The 21,712-nt window shown below is 53.5% G+C and carries 24 protein-coding genes; 19 read left to right on the forward strand and 5 right to left on the reverse strand.

Annotated features, from left to right (window positions below):
* Positions 1-24 precede the first annotated feature (24 nt).
* From FED52_RS01920 to FED52_RS01930, 3 genes are all read left to right on the forward strand, one after another.
* The gene (locus FED52_RS01920) at positions 25-528 is read left to right on the forward strand and encodes a YwhD family protein (RefSeq protein ID WP_034779343.1); all 504 of its coding nucleotides are present in this window, start codon (positions 25-27) and stop codon (positions 526-528) included.
* Between the two features lie 157 nt (positions 529-685).
* On the forward strand, positions 686-1,948 hold the full coding sequence (locus FED52_RS01925) for a dicarboxylate/amino acid:cation symporter (RefSeq protein WP_138858736.1): 1,263 nt from the start codon (positions 686-688) through the stop codon (positions 1,946-1,948).
* A gap of 58 nt (positions 1,949-2,006) precedes the next feature.
* Positions 2,007-2,540 carry a TVP38/TMEM64 family protein gene (locus FED52_RS01930; protein ID WP_138858737.1) on the forward strand — a complete coding sequence of 178 codons (534 nt, stop codon included), beginning with the start codon at positions 2,007-2,009 and terminating at the stop codon, positions 2,538-2,540.
* Here the strand turns inward: FED52_RS01930 and cls are convergent.
* Positions 2,516-4,045 carry a cardiolipin synthase gene (gene cls / locus FED52_RS01935; RefSeq protein ID WP_138858738.1) on the reverse strand — a complete coding sequence of 510 codons (1,530 nt, stop codon included), beginning with the start codon at positions 4,043-4,045 and terminating at the stop codon, positions 2,516-2,518. The two genes, FED52_RS01930 and cls, sit on opposite strands and share 25 nt — an antisense overlap.
* Positions 4,046-4,177: 132 nt before the next feature.
* Between cls and FED52_RS13815 the strand changes: the two genes are divergently transcribed.
* Positions 4,178-4,321 carry a hypothetical protein gene (locus tag FED52_RS13815; protein WP_161787553.1) on the forward strand — a complete coding sequence of 48 codons (144 nt, stop codon included), beginning with the start codon at positions 4,178-4,180 and terminating at the stop codon, positions 4,319-4,321.
* Positions 4,322-4,360: 39 nt separating this feature from the next.
* On the opposite strand, the gene FED52_RS01940 is transcribed toward FED52_RS13815, so the two are convergent.
* On the reverse strand, positions 4,361-5,281 hold the full coding sequence (locus FED52_RS01940; protein ID WP_240731284.1) for an EAL domain-containing protein: 921 nt from the start codon (positions 5,279-5,281) through the stop codon (positions 4,361-4,363).
* 205 nt (positions 5,282-5,486) lie between these two features.
* Between FED52_RS01940 and speE the strand changes: the two genes are divergently transcribed.
* The 4 genes from speE to FED52_RS01960 all read left to right on the forward strand — a co-directional run bounded on the left by speE (position 5,487) and on the right by FED52_RS01960 (position 8,719).
* Positions 5,487-6,326, forward strand: coding sequence for a polyamine aminopropyltransferase (speE, locus tag FED52_RS01945; protein ID WP_138858739.1), 840 nt, complete (start codon positions 5,487-5,489; stop codon positions 6,324-6,326).
* Positions 6,323-7,204 carry an agmatinase gene (gene speB / locus FED52_RS01950; protein WP_034779331.1) on the forward strand — a complete coding sequence of 294 codons (882 nt, stop codon included), beginning with the start codon at positions 6,323-6,325 and terminating at the stop codon, positions 7,202-7,204. The genes speE and speB overlap by 4 nt, the downstream gene beginning before the upstream one ends.
* Before the next feature lie 2 nt (positions 7,205-7,206).
* Positions 7,207-7,575 carry a Na-translocating system protein MpsC family protein gene (locus FED52_RS01955; protein ID WP_034779329.1) on the forward strand — a complete coding sequence of 123 codons (369 nt, stop codon included), beginning with the start codon at positions 7,207-7,209 and terminating at the stop codon, positions 7,573-7,575.
* A 193-nt stretch (positions 7,576-7,768) separates the two neighbouring features.
* Positions 7,769-8,719, forward strand: coding sequence for a sodium-dependent bicarbonate transport family permease (locus tag FED52_RS01960; RefSeq protein ID WP_138858740.1), 951 nt, complete (start codon positions 7,769-7,771; stop codon positions 8,717-8,719).
* Positions 8,720-8,755: 36 nt separating this feature from the next.
* Here FED52_RS01960 and FED52_RS01965 read toward each other — a convergent pair whose 3' ends face one another.
* The gene (locus FED52_RS01965) at positions 8,756-9,508 is read right to left on the reverse strand and encodes a homing endonuclease associated repeat-containing protein (protein ID WP_034779320.1); all 753 of its coding nucleotides are present in this window, start codon (positions 9,506-9,508) and stop codon (positions 8,756-8,758) included.
* 418 nt (positions 9,509-9,926) lie between these two features.
* Between FED52_RS01965 and FED52_RS01970 the strand changes: the two genes are divergently transcribed.
* From FED52_RS01970 to FED52_RS01995, 6 genes are read left to right on the forward strand one after another with little or no spacing between them, the layout of a single operon-like run.
* Positions 9,927-11,846, forward strand: a complete 1,920-nt coding sequence (locus tag FED52_RS01970) for a polysaccharide biosynthesis protein (RefSeq protein ID WP_138858741.1) — start codon at positions 9,927-9,929, stop codon at positions 11,844-11,846.
* 30 nt (positions 11,847-11,876) lie between these two features.
* A complete protein-coding gene (locus FED52_RS01975; RefSeq protein WP_167491737.1) occupies positions 11,877-12,728 on the forward strand; it encodes an NAD-dependent epimerase/dehydratase family protein in 852 nt (283 codons plus the stop codon).
* A complete protein-coding gene (locus FED52_RS01980) occupies positions 12,725-13,867 on the forward strand; it encodes an aminotransferase class V-fold PLP-dependent enzyme (protein ID WP_138858743.1) in 1,143 nt (380 codons plus the stop codon). Before FED52_RS01975 ends, FED52_RS01980 begins: the two co-directional genes overlap by 4 nt.
* Positions 13,868-13,879: 12 nt before the next feature.
* A complete protein-coding gene (locus FED52_RS01985; protein WP_138858744.1) occupies positions 13,880-14,464 on the forward strand; it encodes a hypothetical protein in 585 nt (194 codons plus the stop codon).
* 19 nt (positions 14,465-14,483) lie between these two features.
* On the forward strand, positions 14,484-15,485 hold the full coding sequence (locus FED52_RS01990) for a polysaccharide deacetylase family protein (protein WP_138858745.1): 1,002 nt from the start codon (positions 14,484-14,486) through the stop codon (positions 15,483-15,485).
* Between the two features lie 35 nt (positions 15,486-15,520).
* A complete protein-coding gene (locus FED52_RS01995) occupies positions 15,521-16,174 on the forward strand; it encodes a hypothetical protein (RefSeq protein WP_138858746.1) in 654 nt (217 codons plus the stop codon).
* Between the two features lie 26 nt (positions 16,175-16,200).
* On the opposite strand, the gene FED52_RS02000 is transcribed toward FED52_RS01995, so the two are convergent.
* Complete coding sequence (locus FED52_RS02000) at positions 16,201-16,965, reverse strand: MerR family transcriptional regulator (RefSeq protein ID WP_138858747.1); 765 nt, start codon at positions 16,963-16,965, stop codon at positions 16,201-16,203.
* A gap of 47 nt (positions 16,966-17,012) precedes the next feature.
* The gene (locus FED52_RS02005) at positions 17,013-17,477 is read right to left on the reverse strand and encodes a GNAT family N-acetyltransferase (protein WP_138858748.1); all 465 of its coding nucleotides are present in this window, start codon (positions 17,475-17,477) and stop codon (positions 17,013-17,015) included.
* Between the two features lie 214 nt (positions 17,478-17,691).
* Between FED52_RS02005 and FED52_RS02010 the strand changes: the two genes are divergently transcribed.
* From FED52_RS02010 to FED52_RS02030, 5 genes are all read left to right on the forward strand, one after another.
* Positions 17,692-19,401 carry a glycoside hydrolase family 13 protein gene (locus tag FED52_RS02010; RefSeq protein ID WP_276610415.1) on the forward strand — a complete coding sequence of 570 codons (1,710 nt, stop codon included), beginning with the start codon at positions 17,692-17,694 and terminating at the stop codon, positions 19,399-19,401.
* Positions 19,402-19,528: 127 nt separating this feature from the next.
* On the forward strand, positions 19,529-19,948 hold the full coding sequence (locus FED52_RS02015; RefSeq protein WP_138858749.1) for a YwiB family protein: 420 nt from the start codon (positions 19,529-19,531) through the stop codon (positions 19,946-19,948).
* Complete coding sequence (locus FED52_RS02020) at positions 19,945-20,373, forward strand: hypothetical protein (protein WP_138858750.1); 429 nt, start codon at positions 19,945-19,947, stop codon at positions 20,371-20,373. The genes FED52_RS02015 and FED52_RS02020 overlap by 4 nt, the downstream gene beginning before the upstream one ends.
* A gap of 46 nt (positions 20,374-20,419) precedes the next feature.
* The gene (locus FED52_RS02025; protein ID WP_138858751.1) at positions 20,420-20,935 is read left to right on the forward strand and encodes a GNAT family N-acetyltransferase; all 516 of its coding nucleotides are present in this window, start codon (positions 20,420-20,422) and stop codon (positions 20,933-20,935) included.
* A 6-nt stretch (positions 20,936-20,941) separates the two neighbouring features.
* A complete protein-coding gene (locus tag FED52_RS02030; protein ID WP_138858752.1) occupies positions 20,942-21,658 on the forward strand; it encodes a hypothetical protein in 717 nt (238 codons plus the stop codon).
* Positions 21,659-21,712 lie beyond the last annotated feature (54 nt).

Raw genomic sequence — 21,712 nt, forward strand, 5'->3', positions numbered from 1 at the left:
TACAGTAGAGAGGGAGGGAAGTCTATGAAAGAGATTAATTTTAACATCGTCGCTGACGATTCGACCGATGGCCACGGCGGTTTTGGGGTCGGTTCGCTCAGTTTGAACAATATGTCTCCCGTCATCATCGATGTCGAGGCGGGGACCGCGGTCATCGATATGGGGGCCATGCATGCTAAATCGGCGATCGAGAAACGCATCAAGTTTTTGACGGATCCGGAAGCGGTGCCGAACGGCAAACCGTACTGGATCGTCTGGGTCACGGTCGGTCGAAAGCCGGAAGGGTTCTATTATGGCGGTGTCGCGGCCTGTGACATGTCGGTCGACCTTGAGGCACGGCGCGGATACAAGCTGTTGCCGTACCACGTCAACCAGATGGACAAATCGCTCAAAGGCCGTATTCTCATCGATATGATGGACGCTCCGTCACGCAACGTGCTAGCCGCGTTTTTGAAAGAACATCGTCCTGAGATTTGGGAGCAATCGACCGAACTTCAAACCGAACTTGCGCGTCTCGATGCCGAGTGAAAAGATTGGACCGTTTTGGTCTCCAATCTTTTTTGTTTTCGTTCAAGTGAAGATGGGAATATGAACTTGTTATGATGTTGTGATTTCACCGTAATTGTATGAATATTCAGCATTATGCTATACTAAACGCACTGTGCAAAAAAGAAAGGGTGACACGATGAGTGAAACGAAGAAAATTTTAATTGGTCTCGCCTTAGGGGTCCTTGTCGGGCTAGGGCTCGCCGGTCTGTCCGGTAACGTATATGACATCGTCAATACGTATATCCTTTCCCCAGTCGGTACTGTATTTTTGAACTTGATTAAAATGCTGGTCGTTCCGATCGTCTTCTTCTCGATCATTCTCGGCGTCATGGGTCTCGGGGACCCGAAAGAGCTCGGGCGGGTCGGATCGAAGGCGCTCCTCTTCTTCTTGACGACGACAGCGCTCGCCATCATCTTGGCGATGGGTGTCGCTTCGGTCATCAAACCGGGAGAACGTGGTGACTTCCAAACGGCAAACCTTGAATTCGAATCGGGTGCGGCTGAAGAGTCGTCAAACATCGTGCAGACATTCGTCAACATGATTCCGACGAACCCGATTCAAGCGCTCGCTGAAGGCAACATGCTTCAAATCATCGTCTTTGCGGCTCTCATCGGATTTGCGATGATCGCTCTCGGCGAACGGGCCAAAACGTGGCGCCGTTTCGTCAAACAAGGCGACCGCATCATGATGCACTTGATTCACTTGGTCATGAAGCTCGCCCCATACGGCGCGTTCGCTTTGATCGCCTCGGCCATCGGAGGGATCGGTTTCGATGCTGTCAAAGCGATGGCGTGGTATATGTTCGCGGTCGTCTTGACGCTATTTTTACACTCGGTACTCGTCTACGGCGGGGCGCTCGTCCTGCTCGGGAAGATGAGTCCGGTCTTCTTCTTTAAAAACTTCTACGAAGCGATCACGCTCGCGTTTTCGACGTCGTCTTCGAACGCGACGCTCCCTGTATCGATGGAACTCGCCCAGAAGAAACTCGGCGTGCCGCGTTCCATTTCCTCATTCGTTCAGCCGCTCGGCGCGACGGTGAACATGGACGGGACGGCGATCATGCAAGGGGTCGCGACGATTTTCATCGCCCAAGTATTCGCGGCTGATTTGACGATGACCGAACTCGTGACGGTCGTCATCACAGCGGTACTCGCCTCAATCGGGACGGCGGGTGTACCTGGTGTCGGGCTCATCATGCTCGCGCTCGTCTTGCAGTCGGTCAACTTACCGGTCGAAGGGATCGCCTTGATCATCGGTGTCGACCGTATTCTCGACATGCTCCGGACGTCGGTCAACATTACCGGCGACGCGACATGCGCGGTCGTTGTCTCGAAACTTGAAGAGAAACACCTTCCACCTGTCGACGAAGACGCGTGGGATGAAGTCGAAGCAAAATAAACAAAAGGCTGACCCGTCGTTGACGGGCCAGCCTTTTCACATGAAGTGAGGTTTTTATATGGAATGGGCAGCTTTGCCGATCCCGTTGTTTGTTGTGATCAGTATCTTGTTGAATATGCTCATCGCCGTCGCCGGTATATTACCGAGCGCATTTTTGACGGCACTGAACGTGCAACTGCTAGGATTTGGACCGGGCGTCGCCGTCTCTATCGTCGGCGAGGCCGTGGGTGCTGTGCTCAGTTTTATTCTTTATCGCAAAGCGCTCCACCGGTTCACGTCACCGGATGGGGAGCGTTTGAAACGGCTCCGCGAAGCAGGTGGTATTGAGGCATGGTTTCTTGTCCTCGGGCTGAGGCTGATGCCGTTCGTCCCGTCCGGACTCGTCACGCTGTCGGCCGCGTTCAGCCGAATGTCGCTCCCGTCCTTCGCCGTAGCGAGCATGATTGGGAAAGTGCCGGCATTGTTGATCGAGGCGCTCGCGGTCGCGGCGGTCTTACACGTGGCCGCGGGTTGGCAACTCGGTCTCATCGCGTTGCTCATCGTCCTGTATGCGGTTTGGCGTGTGTCTCAAAGGAGTGGCGAGAAGATATGACAGAACGCTTCGATGAAACGTTTGCCGCTCGATTTCTTGCGAAGCATTGACCAGTCGATGAGAATCGACTCATCAAAGTCTTTCAAGAACGCTTCTTGCAGCTGTTGGATGGACGACGTCTCATACTGGGCGATTGTCATCTCGTGGTTCAAATACATGCTCCTAAAATCAAAGTTAGCCGTCCCAACGAGCGCAATCTTGCCATCGATGAGGACGGTTTTTGCATGGATGAAATGGCGATTGTATTTATAAATCCGAATGTTCCGTTTGAGCAGTTGTTCGAAATAATATTCGGTCGCATGGAAGCTGAACCATTCGTCTCCTTTTCCGGGGACGACGATTCGCACATCGATGCCACGCCGGCCGGCGACTTCTAACAGCGCGAGCAACTCGGGAGGCGGAATTAAATATGGTGTCGTGATCCAAATCGACTCCTTCGCCTCCATCAAAAGCGTAATGAGCCCGTCTCGGATTGTGACATCTTTTCCAGGAGACGTGACGAGTAGCTGGGTCGCCCCGTTATCCGGTTGCGGGTCGTCGATGAAGTATTCTGGCAAATGTTTGCTGTCGGCGAACAAGTCCCAGCGTTCTGTATCGTCTTCATGACCGGCATACAGCCAATTCTCGACGAACAAACGCTGAAGTTCCCGGACGAGCGGTCCTTCGAGGCGCAGATGGGTATCACGCCAAAATCCAAGCTTTTTATGTTTCCCGAGATATTCATCCCCGACGTTCAGTCCGCCGGTGTAAGCGATTCGCCCATCGATGACGATCAACTTTTGATGGTTGCGGAAGTTGGCGTTAAAGACGAGGAGCGGGTGGACGACCGGGTCGAACGCCTCTACGTGGACACGGGACTCGCGGAGCGGTTCGAGAAACGATTCGCTAATCTCTTGACTGCCGAGGCCGTCATACAAAAAGCGGACGGTGACATTCTCATTTGATCGTTTAATGAGAGCGTCACGAATCTTGAGCGAGATTTCATCGGTCCGGAATAGATAATATTGGACGTGGATATGATGGGTCGCTTGCTCGATATCTTTAATCACCGCATCGAATTTTTCCTCGCCGTTGACGAGCAGTTTCGTCGACGTGTGACCATCCGCACCGGTCGCGCCGAGCTTCTCGAGTGTGCGCGTGAGAGGAAAGCGATCCGACACGTCGTTTGCCGTCTCGATCCGTTCGGCCTCGATTGCTTGCCGGAACATCCGAATCTCGGTCGAGGTCCGTTTGATGCGTCGGTGTCGTCGAGGTGTTCGGCCGAACAGTACCCAGGCGAGGGCACCGAGGAACGGAATGAACAAGACGGCGAGCAGCCAGGCGAGCTTGGCCTGCGGTTGGACATGGTCAAATAAGATATGCCAGCCGACGATGAGCGGAATGAGAATGGCGGCCCCAATTAGGAACGGGATGAGCCCATCGATCGAGTAAAGCAAACCAAGAAGGAAGATGCCGAGTACAATCATGATGAGGAGTTGCCAGACGCGTCGTTTCAACAAGTACACCTTCTTTCTGTTCAGTTGTCATCACTAGATTCATTCCACCGTTTACACGTTCTTAACCTAAAAAACGTTTCAGCATGAAGAGCGAGGGAATTAACCGTACTGTACGACACAACGTAAAAAGGGGTGTTCATGATGAAAAAGAAAGGTGCATTGGCTGCGTCGCTGTTGGCGACGGGCATCATCCTCGGGGCTTGCGGGGGAGCAGAGGAAGAACCGATGAACAACGAAGATACCGAGATGCAAGAAGATATGGACGAAGAGGAAGACGAGGATTAAAAAAACGGCCTAGAGCGGGTGCTCTAGGCCTTCATTGCGTCAAAGCGCATAAGGAGACGGTTTACCGAAGTAATAGCCTTGGGCGAGGTCGAACCCGAGTTCGCGACAGACGTCGACTTCTTCGGGGCGTTCGATGCCCTCGGCGAGGATGGTGATGCCCATTGAGCGTGTCAATTGACGTACGTTTTTCAAGAACGCTCGTTTCTCGGCGTCTTGGTCGCAGAAGGAGATGTACGACCGGTCGATTTTGACATAGTCGGGCTCAAGTCGCTTCAACATATCGAGCGTCGAGAAGCCAGCGCCGACATCATCGAGGGCGACTTTCATACCACGCTTCTTATATGTAGAGAACACATGTTGCAAATGGGCGACATCTTGGACTTTCTCCGTCTCAACGACCTCGAAGATGAAACGATCGGGACTGAGTCCGTACCGGTCGATAAGCTCGAACGTGTGTTGGAGACAATAGTCTGGGTTATAAATCGTCGAGGGCAAGAAGTTGATGAACGTCTTCTCGTGCGGCTCGACGGCGTGATACGTCGCTTTGATCGCTTCGGCGCGAGCACGTTGATCTAGCTTCGAGTGAAGCCCGAATCGGTTCGCGGCCCGGAACAGTTCGCCCGGTGAGACGTTGTTCTGGCTTCTGAGAAGAGCCTCGTAGCCGAACCGTTCTCCGGTGTCGAGATGGATGATCGGTTGCAAGTGGCTCTCGAGGTCACCGTGTTGAATCAATTCGATCGTGTCGCGGTTGGCGATTTGTTCGAGCAGGTCGCTCGCCGAGACGACGGCGGTCTGGCGTTTTGTGGTCGGGTCGACACAGTACACGTCTTCCTCGACGGCGGCGAGGTGTTCCGTCAATTCGTCAAACGAGTCGTACGGGTGGGGCTTGTCATTGACGACGACGAGGCCCCGTTCAAAAAATGGGATGGTCGTGGAGCAGGCGGTACAAGGAGACCACATAGGATCCCTCCTTTAAAATAATCGAAATACTCTTTAATCAGTTTATCGGACAAAACTCACCTAAAACTCACACATCGAGGTAAATAAATAAAAAAATCGTGCAAAATGGGTACAGTTTTTGTATACTTCCTATCGTATGAATAAGAAGCGCCTCAAAACGCCACTCGCATACGAACAACTTTTTGAACAGAAAGGGGTTCTATCGATGGACCAAAAATTAAAATTATGGTTTACGGAGCACCAAACAGAAGATTACGGAATCACGTTCCGTGTAAACCACGTTTATGAGAGCGAACAAACGGAGTTTCAACGACTAGAAATGGTCGAAACGGACGAGTTCGGAACAATGTTGTTGCTTGACGGAATGGTCATGACGACGGATAAGGACGAATTCGTCTATCACGAGATGGTGGCTCACGTCCCACTCTTCACACACCCGAATCCGAAGCATGTGCTCGTTGTCGGTGGCGGAGACGGTGGCGTCATCCGTGAGATTATGAAACACCCATCAGTCGAAAAAGCAGTTCTCGTCGACATCGACGGGAAAGTCATTGAATATTCGAAGAAATACTTACCAAATATCGCAGGTGAACTCGACAACCCGCGTGTTGAAGTCATCGTCGGTGACGGCTTCATGCATATCGCCGAATCAGAGAACGAGTATGACGTCATCATGGTCGACTCGACAGAACCGGTCGGCCCAGCGGCCAACTTGTTCACAAAAGGATTCTACGCCGGCATCTCGAGAGCGCTCAAAGACGACGGCATTTTCGTCGCGCAGACGGACAACCCATGGTTCACGCCAGAGCTCATCCAAACGGTTCAACGTGACGTGAAAGAGATTTTCCCAATCACGAAGCTCTACACGGCCAACGTACCGACGTATCCGAGCGGCATGTGGACGTTCACGATCGGCTCGAAGCAGTACGACCCAGAACAAGTGCCGGCCGAGCGTTTCCACGACATCGAGACGAAGTACTATACGCCGAAGCTTCACAATGCGGCCTTCGTCCTTCCGAAATTTGTGGAGGACTTGACGAAATGATTAAACGTTTCGATGAAGCCTACTCAGGCAAAGTGTTTATCGCGAGCTTGCCGGAAGTGACGGACGCGAAGACGGTCCTTTATGGGATGCCGATGGACTGGACGGTCAGTTTCCGTCCAGGCTCACGCTTCGGTCCGAACCGAATCCGTGAAGTCTCGATTGGACTCGAAGAATATAGCCCTTATCTTGATGGTGATTTGACGGAAGCAGCCGTCTATGACGCCGGTGATATCCCGCTCCCGTTCGGGAATGCCCAGAAATCACTCGACATGATCGAGTCGTTCGTCAAAGACATCATCAAAGAAGGCAAGTTCCCACTCGGTATGGGGGGAGAACACCTCGTCACATGGCCGGTCATCAAGGCGATGCATGATGCGTACGGGGATGATTTCGTCATCTTGCACCTCGATGCGCACACGGACCTCCGTGACGACTATGAAGGTGAGCCATTGTCGCACTCGACACCGCTCAAAAAAGCGGCCGAACTCATCGGACCGTCGAACTGCTACTCGTTCGGAATTCGTTCTGGGATGAAAGAAGAGTTCGACTGGGTCAAAGAAGTCGGCTATAACATGTATAAATATGAAGTGATTGAACCGCTCAAACGCGTGTTGCCGACGCTCGCCGGGAAGAAAGTGTACGTCACGATCGACATCGACGTCCTCGACCCGTCGGCGGCCCCGGGAACGGGTACGCAAGAAATCGGCGGCATCACGACGAAAGAGTTGCTTGAAGCAGTGCACGCCATCGCGAACGCCGACATCGACATCATCGGTGCCGATCTCGTCGAAGTGTCACCAGCATATGACCAATCGGACATGACGGCCATCGCCGCCGCGAAGATTCTTCGCGAGATGATGATCGGATTCGTGAAGTAACGATGCCGAAAAAAGGTCAGCTCGAAATGGAACTGAGTGCTCGGATCACACAATGGGAGAAAGAGTATCTCGGGCGCGGCTCTTTGACGTGTAAAGCAGACCTGCTCCGCGACTTGGCCATCGTGACGCTTCAGGGCGTCTTGACCCCGGCCGAGTATGAACTGGCCGCCAAATCGGCCGGTCGTGAGCAATTGAAGAAATATCGCAATAACCTCGTCGAATCAGGGCGGGCCCAACTCGAGGCGATTTTACATGACGTGCTCGGTCGGCGTCTCGTCTCGCTTCACACGGATATCAGCACGAAGACAGGGGAACGCCTCATCGTCTTTCGACTTGATGCACCATGGGATGGCGGGATTGACAAGCCGTGACGACATTTTTACACTAGAAGCAGAGACGGTTCAGGATTGGGAAGTGTCCGTGCGACATTCCCGTCGTCCTGTTCCGGAGCTGCCGAACTAAATACCCGACAGTTGTCGGCTAGACGGAGCGAACGTGTTCGAGCCGTCGGCATGCAGCGCACACCTCTCTTTGGTGTGCGCTTTTGTCGTCCAGGAGGAAAAGATGGAACAATTGATGTTTTTATTGACGAGTGCCCCGGTGCTCCTATTCGTGACAGGTGTGATTGCCGCTCTCGGCAAATCGAATTTGAAGATTCCTGAGTCACTCAGCATCACGCTCAACCTATACTTACTGCTTGCCATCGGATTGAAAGGAGGGATGGGGCTCGCCTCGGTATCGATGGACGAGTTGGCGTTCCCGCTCGCCGTCACGCTCGTGCTTGGTCTCGTACTTCCGCTCGTCGCGTTCGGCCTTGGAGCGTTCTTGAAGTTCACGTTTCCGGAGCGCATTGCCATGGCCGCGACGTTCGGTTCGGTCTCGCTCGTGACGTATGTCGCTGCGACGGCGCAGCTCGAACGTCTCGGCATCAGTTATGAGCCGTTCATGACAACACTCGTCGTCGTCCTCGAAATTCCGGGTCTCGTCGTCGCACTGTTGTTATACAATCAAAGCCGCGTCCTCGGCATCACGGCGGCACCGACTCAATCGCTCACCGTCATCCGTGACAGTCTGCTCTCGAAAAGCATCTTGCTGCTTTTGGCTGGTCTCATCGTCGGGCTGGTCACCCCGGATACGTCGGCATTAACCCCGTTTTTTGTCGATTTGTTCCCAGGCGTGTTGCTGTTGTTCTTGCTCAGCCTCGGCGTAAAGGTCGGTCATCAGCTGAAGACGCTACCGTCGTACGGGATGAAGTTTTTAGTCGCCGGGATGACGTTTCCGCTCGTCGGCGCGGCCATCGGTTTTCTCGCTGCCGGAATGGCTGGACTGTCTGATGGGGGAACGATTCTGCTTATGACGCTCGCGGCGAGCGGGTCGTACATCGCCGCACCGGCTATGCTCCAAGCATCGGTCCCGGAGGCGGAGCCGTCGTTTTATTTGACGCTCGCCCTCGCCGTCACGTTCCCGTTCAACTTGCTCATCGGCATCCCGCTATTCATTTCGATCGTCACTTGAACAAAAGCCCTGTCTCACGATGAGACAGGGCTTTTGTTATTGGGTGATCGTCTGTTCTTCCATGCATTTTAATGCGGCCGTCCAACTGCCGAAGAGGGCGTTGATGGTCGACGTGCTCGGCACGTTGCGTCCTTCGGCCCATTTCCGGTAATGCAGAATACTGAAGTGGGACAATTCATGTTTCGCGACGCGGAGGGCTTCGATGACATCTTCTTCGTCCCATTTCCGTTTCGGCGGGGCGATGTCGAGGACGAACAAGGCGTAGCTCCAAGATCCATATTTCCGGGCGATCGTCGCGACTGTCGGATAACCGCGTTCTTGGGCCCAGATGGCGTAGTGCTGGGACGTGAGACGTTCGAGTTCTTCGGACGCTTCAATCAAGGCTTGGATGATGCGCTCTTCATTGTTTTTCGCGGCGGTCGTCTGAAGTTTCGCTTCCCGGAGCGCGTTCGACCAAGAGCCGAAACGGCTGCTGATCAACGTGAGCGACGGGGAGCGTGTCACTTTCGACCATTCCCGATACGTTTGGCTCGTGAAGAGCGGTAACTCCTCGGCAGCTTGATTCAACGCGCGGAGGATGTCTTCATCCGAGTAGTAATGGAACGACATTTGGATTTGGGCAGCGGCGAGCGCCTCGCGCCAAGACCCGAACTGATGGATGACGGTGGAAAGGGACGGGACATTTTTGGTTTGCGACCATACACTATACCGTTTCGAATCGAGCTCGGCATGTTCTTGAGCAGCTAACTGCAACGCTTGTACGATTTGAGGGCGTGTCCATTTTTTCATCTTGGTGTCTCTCCTTTGGAGGGAGACGCAGCGAGCGTCTCGGAAGGTCTCTTGGTGTGAATGAACAGCATGTATTGGTTGAAGAGTCAACGAGCTAGTCAAAAAGGATGCTTATGATCGATTTCTACCTCCTTATGTGGCGTTTTAGCTAAGCTCAAAATAATGTAAACGATACCCAATTCGGGTTATATGTATTTCCATTTCCCGTTTGTCCGACAATTATTCATTATGTGAATGAAATCATGATAATAATTTCGTGAACTCCTTTTTCGCATCTATGTCGTTAATGAGAAAAAGCTCGTTTTATCTTTAAACTTGTTGAGGATAGTCGGGTAGTTTACTAGCATCGACGCATCTTTTGCGCATTCCAACTTACACCACGAACGAACAACTCAGACTCTTGGAGGTGCGAACTACCATGGCAACACTTGTGAACGTCTATCGGAAGAATCAACGCAATTTGCTCTTTTTATGTCTCGATATCTTGATCGTCTCGTTTGTATTGTACGCGACGTTTGAACTGATGTTCTCCACGATCACGTCGTACGCGGCACTCGAATCGAGCGAGATGTTGATGATGGTCGCCATTAAAATCGTCAGCTTCAGTCTCGTCGGAAGCGTCTTGAAGATTCATCGCATCGACTGGCGTTACGCTTCGGTCCATGAGATGAAACAAGTCGCCATCGCCTTACTGAGCAGTGACTTGGTGTTGTACGCCTACAACCAGTTTCACTTCGGGGCTGGCCTTGGGATGATCATCGCCGTACAAGGGTTGCTCGCATTCAACCTCATCTTGTTCACCCGCTTCTTAGCCCGCAACCATGTGTTTGACGTGTTCAAACCCCATTCGAACCATCCGGGACGAAAAGCACTCATCATCGGAGCCGGGGATTCCGGACAGTTGATTGTCCGCGAGTTGAAGGAGCATCGGACGACCGTCCTCTGCGTCGTCGGTCTGCTCGACGACAACCCGCAACTGCAGACACTCTACGTCCACGGCGTCCCGGTCCTCGGGATGACGGACGATTTGGAACGCATCATTCAAGAACATGGTATCGAAGTGGTTATTTTGGCCATTCCAAGCTTGCCTTATACACGGCGTCTCGCCTTGCTGAAACGAATCGAGAAGACAGGAGCCGAATCCCACGCCTTGCCGATGATTTCGGAACTGGCGACCGGAAAAGTCTCCATCAACGAAATTCGCGAAGTGAAAATCGAGGATTTGCTAGGACGTGAGCCGGTTCAATTGGACATATCTGGAATATCTCGCCATGTCGAAGGCGCGACTGTGCTCGTCACTGGCGCCGGTGGATCAATCGGCTCGGAGTTGTGTCGCCAATTGATCAAATTCGCCCCGGCAGAAATGATTCTCCTCGGTCATGGGGAGAACAGCATTTACTTGATTGAGCGAGAGTTGCGTGGGCTCGGCACGGAGACGATCCTGCATCCGGTCATCGGGGATGTGCAAGACGAAGCTCGGCTCGAAGATGTGTTCCGCACGTACCAGCCGGACATCGTCTATCATGCCGCCGCTCACAAACATGTGCCACTCATGGAAGACAATCCGCTCGAAGCCGTCAAAAACAATATTTACGGGACAAAACATATGGTCGATGTCGCGGCCCGGCATAACGTGAGCCGCTTCATCATGGTCTCGACCGACAAGGCGGTCAATCCGACGAACGTGATGGGCTCGACAAAACGAATCGCCGAGATGGTCGTCCAAGAGAAAGCCCGAACGAGCGAGACGATCTTCGCAGTCGTACGCTTCGGAAATGTCTTAGGCAGTCGCGGCTCGGTCGTACCGCTCTTTAAAGAACAGATTCTCCGGGGCGGACCGGTCACCGTCACCGATCCTGAGATGACCCGCTACTTCATGACCATCCCGGAAGCGAGCCGGCTTGTCATCCAAGCGAGCGTCTTGTCCAGAGGGGGAGAGATTTTCGTGCTCGACATGGGCGAGCCGGTCAAAATCATCGACTTGGCGAAGAAAATGATCGAGTTGAGCGGTTTTACGACCGAACAGATCGACATTGAAGTCACCGGCATTCGTCCGGGTGAGAAGTTATATGAAGAATTGCTCGCCGCGAGCGAACTCGGTCCAGAAGCGAACGTCTTCCCCAAAATCTTTGTCGGCCGGACCCGTCCCTTCACGACCGTCGCTTCCGTGCTGCACCTGATTGAGACGTTACGAGACGACCAAGAGGCCCTGACCTACCTGCTGCTTTTTATCGCCAATAGTGACGACCTCGACCGAGACATCGATCGTCTCTTTACACATGGCGTGAAGCGAATGCGTCCTCATATCGCCGGGACACGCCTCGCTGACGGAAATTGAAGGTCATAACGAGTGAAGAGGGGGAGAATGATGGTCGATCAAACGGTTCTTATTGTCGGGGTAGCCAGTTTCCAAGGGTTTCATATCGCACGTCGGCTATTGCAGGAAGGATTTGATGTCGTCGGGATTGACGATGAAGGGCGGCACAAGACGCGAATCGCCAAACAGCGGCTCTACGTTCTCACCCACCCGCAGTTCCATTTGATCCGTTCAACGCTCGCGAACAAGACAGTCATGCGCAGCGTTTTGAATCGACACGAACCGAGACACATCATCTTATGTTCGACCCGTCGCCATAACGGAAGTGAAGAGCCGCTGGAACGTTACGAGTTGATGAAACGCTACATTGCCATCCAAACGAAGCGGGTCCCGGTTGAATCGTTCATCACGTTCGACTTGCCTGTAAAACAGGAGGACGGGGAACGTCCGGTGATCCATCTGTTCACAGAAGACGTATTCGGACCTTGGGACGATGCCTCGACGCTAGTGTCAAAGGCCATTGTCGCCGTCGACCGCGGTGTCCGACTCTCAGGGTATTACGCGACGGATATCATCAACGTCTCCTATATCGATGATGTCGTCGAATCGGTCGTCCGCTTGCTTCGCTTGATTCAAACCGGGATGTCGCCAGTCGGATATTTCCAAATCCCGGCCTCCGACTACGTGAACGTCCAAACGTTACTGTCCGACATCGGACATATCCTCAACAAATCGGCGAAGACGTCGTTGCCGATGCGCGAGTCGGTACTTCGGCAGTCGGCCGTTCCGACGCTCGACACGCTGATCGGCTTCAGCCCGAGCACATCGCTGTTTGAAGGACTCGAGCAAGTCGTCGATTGGTATATCTCGTATAAAACCATGATGAAGGAGGGCATCAAATGAACATCCTATTATCGAAGCCCCATATGTCGGGCCGTGAGATGGCCTACATCGAAGAGGCGTTCGCGAGCAATTGGATCGCCCCGCTTGGACCAAACGTCAACGCGTTTGAGGCGGAAGTCGCCGCTTACGCAGACCATCCGTACGCCTTGGCGACAAGCTCAGGGACGGCTGCCCTCCATTTGGCGCTACTTACGCTCGGCGTCGGGACAGGGGACACGGTCTTCTGTCAGTCACTCACGTTCGTCGCATCGGTCAATCCAATCCGTTACGTCGGCGCCATTCCGGTCTTTATCGACTCGGAAACGACGACGTGGAATATGTCGCCAGACGCACTTCGGAAAGCGCTCGTCCAAGCCGCGACGAAAGGAAAGCTTCCGAAAGCGGTCATCGTCGTCCATCTGTACGGCGTCGTCGCGAAAATCGGTGAGATTCGCCACGTCTGTCGTGAGTTCGGTGTCCCATTGATCGAGGACGCGGCCGAATCACTCGGCTCGACGTGGCACGGGCAAATGACGGGAACCATCGGGGACATCGGGTTTTATTCGTTCAACGGCAATAAAATCATCACGACATCAGGCGGCGGCATGCTCATGGTGCCGAATGAGGAAACGAGACAGTTGGCGCTCAAGTTGGCCACGCAAGCTCGGGAAGACGCGCCGCATTATGAGCACGAACAAGTCGGCTATAACTATCGATTGAGCAACGTCTCGGCCGGGATCGGTCGGGGACAGCTCGAAGTGATTGAGCAGCGCGTTCAAGCACGACGTCGCGTGTTTGCCCGCTATGAGCATATGTTCCGTCAGCTCGGGGCGACGTATCAGCAAGAAGTCCCGCACTCACGGGCCAATCGTTGGCTGACCGCCATGCAGTTGGATCAGACAGACTTGCACCGTGACACGGTGATGGAGCGACTTGCCAGTGCCGGCATCGAATCTCGTCCTGTCTGGAAACCGATGCATCTGCAACCGGTGTATCGCGATGCCGAATATGTGACGGTCGATGGAGAAGATGTCAGTCGGCGTCTGTTCGAGAATGGGATTTGCCTTCCATCGGGATCCGACTTGACCCTCGGGGAACAACAGCAAGTCATCCAGACCGTGCTCGATACGCGCTCGATCGTCACGGAACAAAGTGTCTGAGGAGGACGAACGATGAACCGGGAAGCAGAGATCATTCAAGCGCTTCGAGCCGCTGCATCTCTGACTCCGACCCTCACGGTTAAACAATATCAGCTCTGGAGCCGAGACCGGGACGTCCCGACATTTCTCGACGTTCTCAATTTTTACGGGTCATGGACCGGCGCCTTGAAAGCAGCCGGACTCTTAGAAGCCCGAAAGCGCTATACCCAACAAGAACTCGTTGCAGCACTTCGGCTCGCACTTGAACAGGAAGGGAAGTTGACGAGCACCCATTACCAACAATGGGTCAAAGATCATCCCGGTCCTTCCCTAGGTGATATTATTTCCCATTTCGGGTCTTGGAGTCTGGCCGTGAAAACGGTAGAGCGTTTAGAGGAGCTCCATTTTACCGTCCAGCCAGAACGTGAAAAAGCAGAAATCGTTCAATCGTTGCTAGAAGCAAGTCGGGTCGTCGTGCCATTCAACGCGATCACCTATCAAAAATGGGCGAAACAACATAAACGACCAAGTGTCGCCAAAGTATCCCGTCGGTACGGCTCCTGGAAACGGGCGCTCGCCGAACTAGAGCTTCCTGAGTCGTGTGAAGGAAAGAAGTGAAGACAGAGGAGGGGTCTCGATGAACGGAGCGTTTGTCATCTCACTAGATTTTGAATTGAACTGGGGCACGTTTGACGGTACGACGATTGAGGCGTATGGCGATAATTTACTCGGGGTCCGGCAAGTCGTACCGAGCTTGCTCGACTTGTTTGCCGCGCACCAGATTCATGCGACTTGGGCGACGGTCGGATTCCTGTTCTATGAGACGAAAGCAGAGCTATTGAAAGACTTGCCGACGATTCAACCGGCGTATCGGCATCCCGAATATTCTTCATACAATTGGATGCAGCACGTCGGGGCGGACGAGGCGGTCGACCCGTATCACTTCGGGAAATCACTCGTCGATCAAATCGCGGCGACGCCTGGTCAAACCATCGGGACGCATACGTATTGTCATCTATCTTGTTTAGAAGAAGGAGTGACCATCGAGGCGTTCAAGGCCGATCTCGAGGCGGCGAAGCGGGTGGCCGCACGTCGCGACTTATCCATTCAGAGCATCGTCTATCCGCGCAATCAATCGAGCCCGGCGCATTTCCAAGCGGCACAAGAAGTCGGAATCGATGTCTATCGCGGCAATGAGACCCATTACATTTATCGGGCCGATGCGAGAAGGGATGAGGGATTAGGACGACGGGCTCTTCGTCTGCTTGATGCCTACGTCAATTTGACGGGCCACCACACGGTCTCGTGGGCAGCCATTCGGCAATCATCTCCTTATAACGTCCCATCGAGCCGATTCCTTCGACCTTACGTGCCGGCGCTTCGCTTCCTCGACCGACTCAAAGTGCGGCGCATCAAACGGAGCATGACGCATGCGGCAAAACGGGGGGAAGTGTTCCATCTTTGGTGGCACCCGCACAACTTCGGCAAACATGTATCCGAAAACATGGCCTTGTTGGGTGAAATCATCGCCCATTATGAAACGTTGCATCAAACGTATCAATTTGAAAGTTTATCGATGGAAGAAGTGGCGGACCGTTGCCGCCCGGCCGTCGTCTCGACGCAGGAGCGACACGGATGAGAGGCGTTCGGAGGAAGAGAAAAGGGAGGGACAAAATGGGCCGACCGATCGTACTACTCATTGGAGAACACCGGACATCTGCCTACGTCTATCATGCGATCCGCAACTTAGGGGTGACCCATGTCGTTCAGGAAGATGGGCCGAGCGAGCATCGTCCGGAATCCATCAAGCATTGGCTGACGCATGTATACGTCCGGCTGACGTCGCCTGTCATGCGCCTTTCGAGCCGGACGCGGATCCGAGAACTGAAAGGTCGCTATCCATTGAACGATGAGCCGATTCCGTTCCACCACATTCTACGTGTCACCTCATTGAACGATACGAAGACGACGATGTGGCTCGATCGTCTCGACCCGCAGCTCATCGTCACCCATGAGACGGGGCCGATTGACCCGAGCGTCCTCGCCCGCTTCGACTGCCCGGTATTGACGGTCGCACCGACGATGGCAGAAGGACAACTCCAAGCGTACTGGGCGTTCCGGACCAAACCGGACGTCTGTGAGGCACGAATCGAACAGTGGACCGAGCGGGGCTGGTCTGTGGTCGACCGGGCCGTGCTCTACATCGGCGGGACGGATAATTTTGCCACGTATCCGTACTTACAGCTCACGACGGCGCTCCCGCTCTTGAGACGTCAAATCGAGTTATTGCTAAAGGAAGATGTGTATGACCGTCGAACGGCAAAATAACGGCCAAAGCGCGATGCTTTGGCCGTTTAGCTTTGGGTGATGCAATAGTGTTGGATGGCGTCATTATAATAGACGGCCAGTCCTGGCGCGTACTTGTCATAGAACGCGGTGAAACGCTCGTCTGTGACGTACATCTGACCGAGTCCGCTGAACATGTCGAGCGAGCAGTCATAAAACTGGTCATTGATGAACAGGTGGTTCGCCCGGACGGCCGCTTGGACACGCGGGTCTTCGACCGGGACGCCGGCAGTGAACAAGTCGACGAGCGGCTTGACGAGATCGACTTGTTGTTGACTGAGCGCTTCCCAGTCTTCTTTCGATCGCTTGTCGGCGCGCGCACGTGACGTCTTGTACGCCTCACTCTCGCCCCAACGTTCTTCTGTCTCCGCCTCGTGCTTCGCTTCATGGGCTTTCAGTTCGTCAAACGATAATCCCTTGAACAACGATTTGTCTTCCATTGGAATTCCTCCTCTCAGTGAGGTGAGCGTCGATTCCGCCGTCTCGGCGAGTGTCGCAAAATAGGCGGCTTTCGCGCGCAGGGCGGTCACTTGCTCCTCGAGGGCACGGGTCCGATCGAACGGTTCGGCTTCGAGTAAGCCTTGAATCGTCTCGAGCGGGAAGTCGAGCGAACGATACAGCAGAATCGTCTGCAACCGCTCGGCATCATGCAACGAGTAGCGCCGATAGCCGTTGACGTCACGTTCCGGGACGAGCAGACCGACGGCGTCATAATGACGCAACGTCCTTGTGGTCGTGCCAGAGAGCGTCGCGAGTTGTTGAATCGTGTACATGTCCTCACCTCCTTGAAGTCAGCGTACACGTTGACGTCGCGTCAAGGTCAAGCCTCTTTTTCGAACAAAGAGAATCCATCTCGTTCGCCGACATAATTGAAGCCGAAGCGAGGATAATAGGCGTTCAAGAAGTGATTCGTGGCGACGCAGTCGAGACGGATGCGATTCGACGTCGCTGCAAGCGCATAACGCATCAACTGTTCACCGACTTGTCGGCCTTTCATCCGGTCATCGACGACGAGGCGATGTAAATAGACGGCCGCGTCAGGATCGTCCCACAAGTTCTCGTCCCAAGACGTCGGCGGGATCAAGCTGACCGACCCGGCGATGTCTCCGTTCGCTTCGTATACATAGACGGTTCCGTTCGTGACGTCATGGGTCACAAAATCGGTCCGACTCGGCTCTAAATATTTTTGCCATTGCGTTTTTCCAGCGGCCCGAAACGATTGCGCTTTCGTTAAAATCAGTTGATCGATTGCCGAGAGATCGGCCTGTGTGGCCAAACGGATCATGTAAGTCGCCTCACTTTCATTTCATTTCAAATTCGTGTAGGGTACACGATGAGTAAGCTGTTAAAAACATCTTTGTGTCGTGGAATGATTTTTGGTAAGATAAACTTACTGCAATCGTGCAAACGATTGCGCTAACGAGATAAAGAGACAACAGCACTGATATTAGTATATAGGATGCGCAGTGAGTTTAGGGATAAGGGAGTATCATTGAGACATGCAACTTTTACAACGTGACCAACACACACAAACGAAAACACTGAAACGAAACTGGTGGAAAGAAGCCGTCGCTTATCAAATCTACCCGCGCAGCTTCTACGATGCGAACGGCGATGGAATCGGCGACATCCAAGGCATCATCGATAAGCTCGACTATTTGAAAGACCTCGGCGTCGACGTCATCTGGATTTGTCCGATGTATAAGTCGCCGAATGATGACAACGGCTATGACATTAGCGACTATCAGGACATCATGGACGAGTTCGGATCGATGGAAGATTTCGATCGACTGTTGACGGAAGTCCATGCACGCGGCATGAAGTTGTTGCTCGACCTCGTCGTCAACCATACGTCGGACGAGCACCCATGGTTCATCGAATCGAAGAGCTCGAAAGACAATCCGAAGCGTGACTGGTACATTTGGCGTGACGGCAAACCCGACGGCTCGAAACCGAACAACTGGGAGTCAATCTTTGGCGGGTCGGCTTGGGAGTTTGACGAGACGACGGAGCAATATTTCTTGCACGTCTTCTCGAAGAAACAACCGGACCTGAACTGGGAGAACGCCGAGATGCGCCAGACGATCTATAACATGATCAACTGGTGGCTCGACAAAGGCATCGACGGCTTCCGTGTCGATGCAATCAGCCACATCCGCAAACATCCATCGTTCGGCGATTTGCCGAACCCAGAAGGCCTCGACTTCGTGCCATCGTTCGAGATGCACATGAACGTCGATGGGATTCACGGTTATTTGGAAGAGCTTCGCGACGAGACGTTCAACAAGCACGACATCATGACGGTCGGGGAAGCGAACGGCGTGTCGCCTGACGACGCTCACCTTTGGGTCGGCGAGAAGGAAGGCAAGATGAACATGGTGTTCCAATTCGAACACATGGGTCTTTGGCGCGAAGACGCCGAGTCGAAGCTCGACGTCGTCCATTTGAAGAACGTCCTGACGAAATGGCAAAAAGGTCTCGAAGAAGACGGCTGGAACGCCCTCTATGTCGAGAACCACGATCAGACACGGACCGTGTCGTCATGGGGTGATGACGAGCGCTATTGGAAAGAGAGCGCGAAATCGATTGCGATGATGTATTTCCTCATGCAAGGGACGCCGTTCATCTATCAAGGCCAAGAGATCGGCATGACGAACGTGAAGTTCGACTCGATCGACCAGTACGATGATATCGCGACACGAAACCGCTATTACATCGGTCTCGAACATGGCAAGAGCCATGAGGAGATGATGGACATCACGTGGAACTCGTCACGTGATAACACGCGCACACCGATGCAGTGGAGCGATGCCCCGAACGCGGGCTTCACGTTCGCCGAGACGCCTTGGTTCGGCATCAACCCGAACTACACGGACATCAACGTCGACGCCCAGCTCGAAGACGACGACTCGATTCTCAATTTCTATAAAGAGATGATTCGTCTTCGCAAGCAAGACGAGACGTTTGTTTACGGGACGTATGACATCGTCTTGCCGGAACACCCGGAGATTTACGCGTACACGCGCACGCTCGGTGACTCGCAATACCTCGTCATGACGAACTTGACGGGCAAAGAAGCCATCTTTGCGACGGAGCTCACGCTTCGCTCGGAAGACGTCGTCTTGCAAAATATGCCGCTCGAGCCGCATGATGAGACGACACTCGTCCACTTGAAGCCGTTCGAAGGTCGCGTCTATAAGCTAAGTTGATTCAAAGACAGGGGGAACCCTGTCTTTTTTGTAGTGTGAACGGTCCGCGAACCGGGAAAGAAAAAGTTACCGATTCCGGACCGTTCGCGAGATATGGTACGATGGGACAGCGGAAAGGGGAATCACCATGGCAATTGAACCGAAACGCGTACGTGTGCGCCAAAAGACAATGATCAGTGAAATCGAGGAGCCGATTGAGCTGCAAGCCGACGGGCTCTATTATGAATTGAAGACCGGCTTCGTCTTGACGTTCGATCAAGAACGAGAAGACGGCGTCGTGCCGACAACGATCAAATATACGACGGGCCGGCTCGCGCTCATCTGTAAAGGACCGATTGAGATGAATCATTCCTTTATTGAAGGGCGCTTGACCCAAAGCCTATATAAAAACCCATACATGTCGATGACGATGGCGACGACGACGGAGCGGCTCGCTGTCGCGGACGGACGTTGCCGCTTCGCCTACGAGTTGTCGATGAACGATGACTTGGCAGGTAACTATGTAGTCGACGTCACGTGGACGTTCGAAGGAGGAGAGTTCGCATGAATTTTGCAGAACGCGTGAGAAAGATTGAAGAGATGTTGAACGAGGATTGGTTCGAGATGCTCGAGACGAATGAGGACGAATATGAAGAGTGGCGCGGCCGCCTCGAGGACCACGCCGAACAGGTCGTCGGGCACTACGATAACGAGACCGGCGTCGATATGGACTCGGTCGATAAATTGCTCCAATTGAACGATGAGTTCCCGCTTCTTTACGGGGAAGACACGGTCCGGCTTTACGTCGCCTTGATCGAGGCGCGACCGGAAGATAGATCGGTATACGACCGCTACATCGACTACTTGGCCGCCATCGGTGACGCGACGCACGAGGAGTTTTTACGGTTCCATACGCTCGTCGAAGCGGGCCGTCTTGACGAGGCACGTGAGCTCGCCCCGCAGATGCCAAAACGATTAGGACTCGAAGATTAAGGCCGCTTTGCGGTCTTTTCTATACATAAAAATAGGGGGAAGCGTTATGTTGCGACTAGTGAAGACATCCATGGAGCAGGAAGCGAACGTGCTCGATTTTTTAAAGGAATGGCGGGAACGCTCCGAGACGATCGTCCCGAACGCCGTCGACCGTGACGCGTCCGACTTTGCGTCGTACGTTAAACAGATTCGTGATAAAGAAGTACGGGTGAACAACGTCAGTTGGGTGCCGAGCACGACGTATTGGCTGACGGATGGGGACGAGTTGCTCGGGGCGACGAATATCCGTCACGAATTGAATGACAACCTCCTCAACTTAGGGGGACATATCGGGTACGGCATCAAGCCGAGTGCCCGCGGACGTGGTCTCGCTACGAAACAACTCGAGCTCGCACTCGAGAAAGCGAAAGAACTCGGGATCGAGCGGGCGTTGATTACGTGCGACCGGACGAACGAAGCGTCACGCCGAGTCATTTTGAATAATGGCGGCGTGCCGGACACGCCGTTCACAGCGGAAGGCGGGAAAATTGTCGAGCGGTTTTGGATTGAACTAAAGGGGTGACATGAGATGGCGAACTGGATCGTGGTCTATTTAGCGCTCATCAATTTTTTCGGAATTTATCTGTTTCCGCGAGACCGGGTGCCGTCTCAAAAATGGTTCTCGTTTTCGAGCGGGATCGCCATCACATACTTTTTCATGTATCTCTTGCCGTCCTTGAACAAGCGGCAAGACACGCTTCAAGTGGATTGGCTCAACCTGGCCTTGCCGTCGGAGATTTATGTCATCAGCCTGCTCGGTTTCACCGTCTTTTACGGGACGATGCGTGTCGTCCGGACGCCCCATTTCAAAGACGAAACGATTGAACAGAACGTGTCGTACTGGCTCCAAGTGACGCTGTTGACGGCATATATGTCGTTCTCGGCTTACGTCGTCACAGCGTCATCCGTCACGTTCGTCGCACGCAGCTTCTACGCGACGGCACTCGGCGTACACTTCCTCGCCGTCGGCCACGACTTGTATCGCCATTACGGGGAACGGTACATCCGGCAAGGGCGTTATTTGTTGAGCGGCGGGATTCTTGCTGGCGGTTTCTTCTCCCGCTTGATCGACCTCGCCTCGCACGTCGAGGCCATCTTGTTCGCGTTCGTCGCCGGGGCGATGATTCTGAACATCGTCAAGTTCGAGCTCCCGGCCGACCGCAACCTTCACTTCCGGACGTTCGTCCTCGCCGTCGTCGGGTATGGCGGCATCCTCTTATTCTTGAAGCATGTGCTCAATTTTTGACCCCTTCGATAAAAATGAATGACTGTTCATTCATTGTTTGATATACTGAACTTA

Source organism: Exiguobacterium mexicanum (genome assembly GCF_005960665.1).
Taxonomy (GTDB): domain Bacteria; phylum Bacillota; class Bacilli; order Exiguobacteriales; family Exiguobacteriaceae; genus Exiguobacterium; species Exiguobacterium mexicanum_A.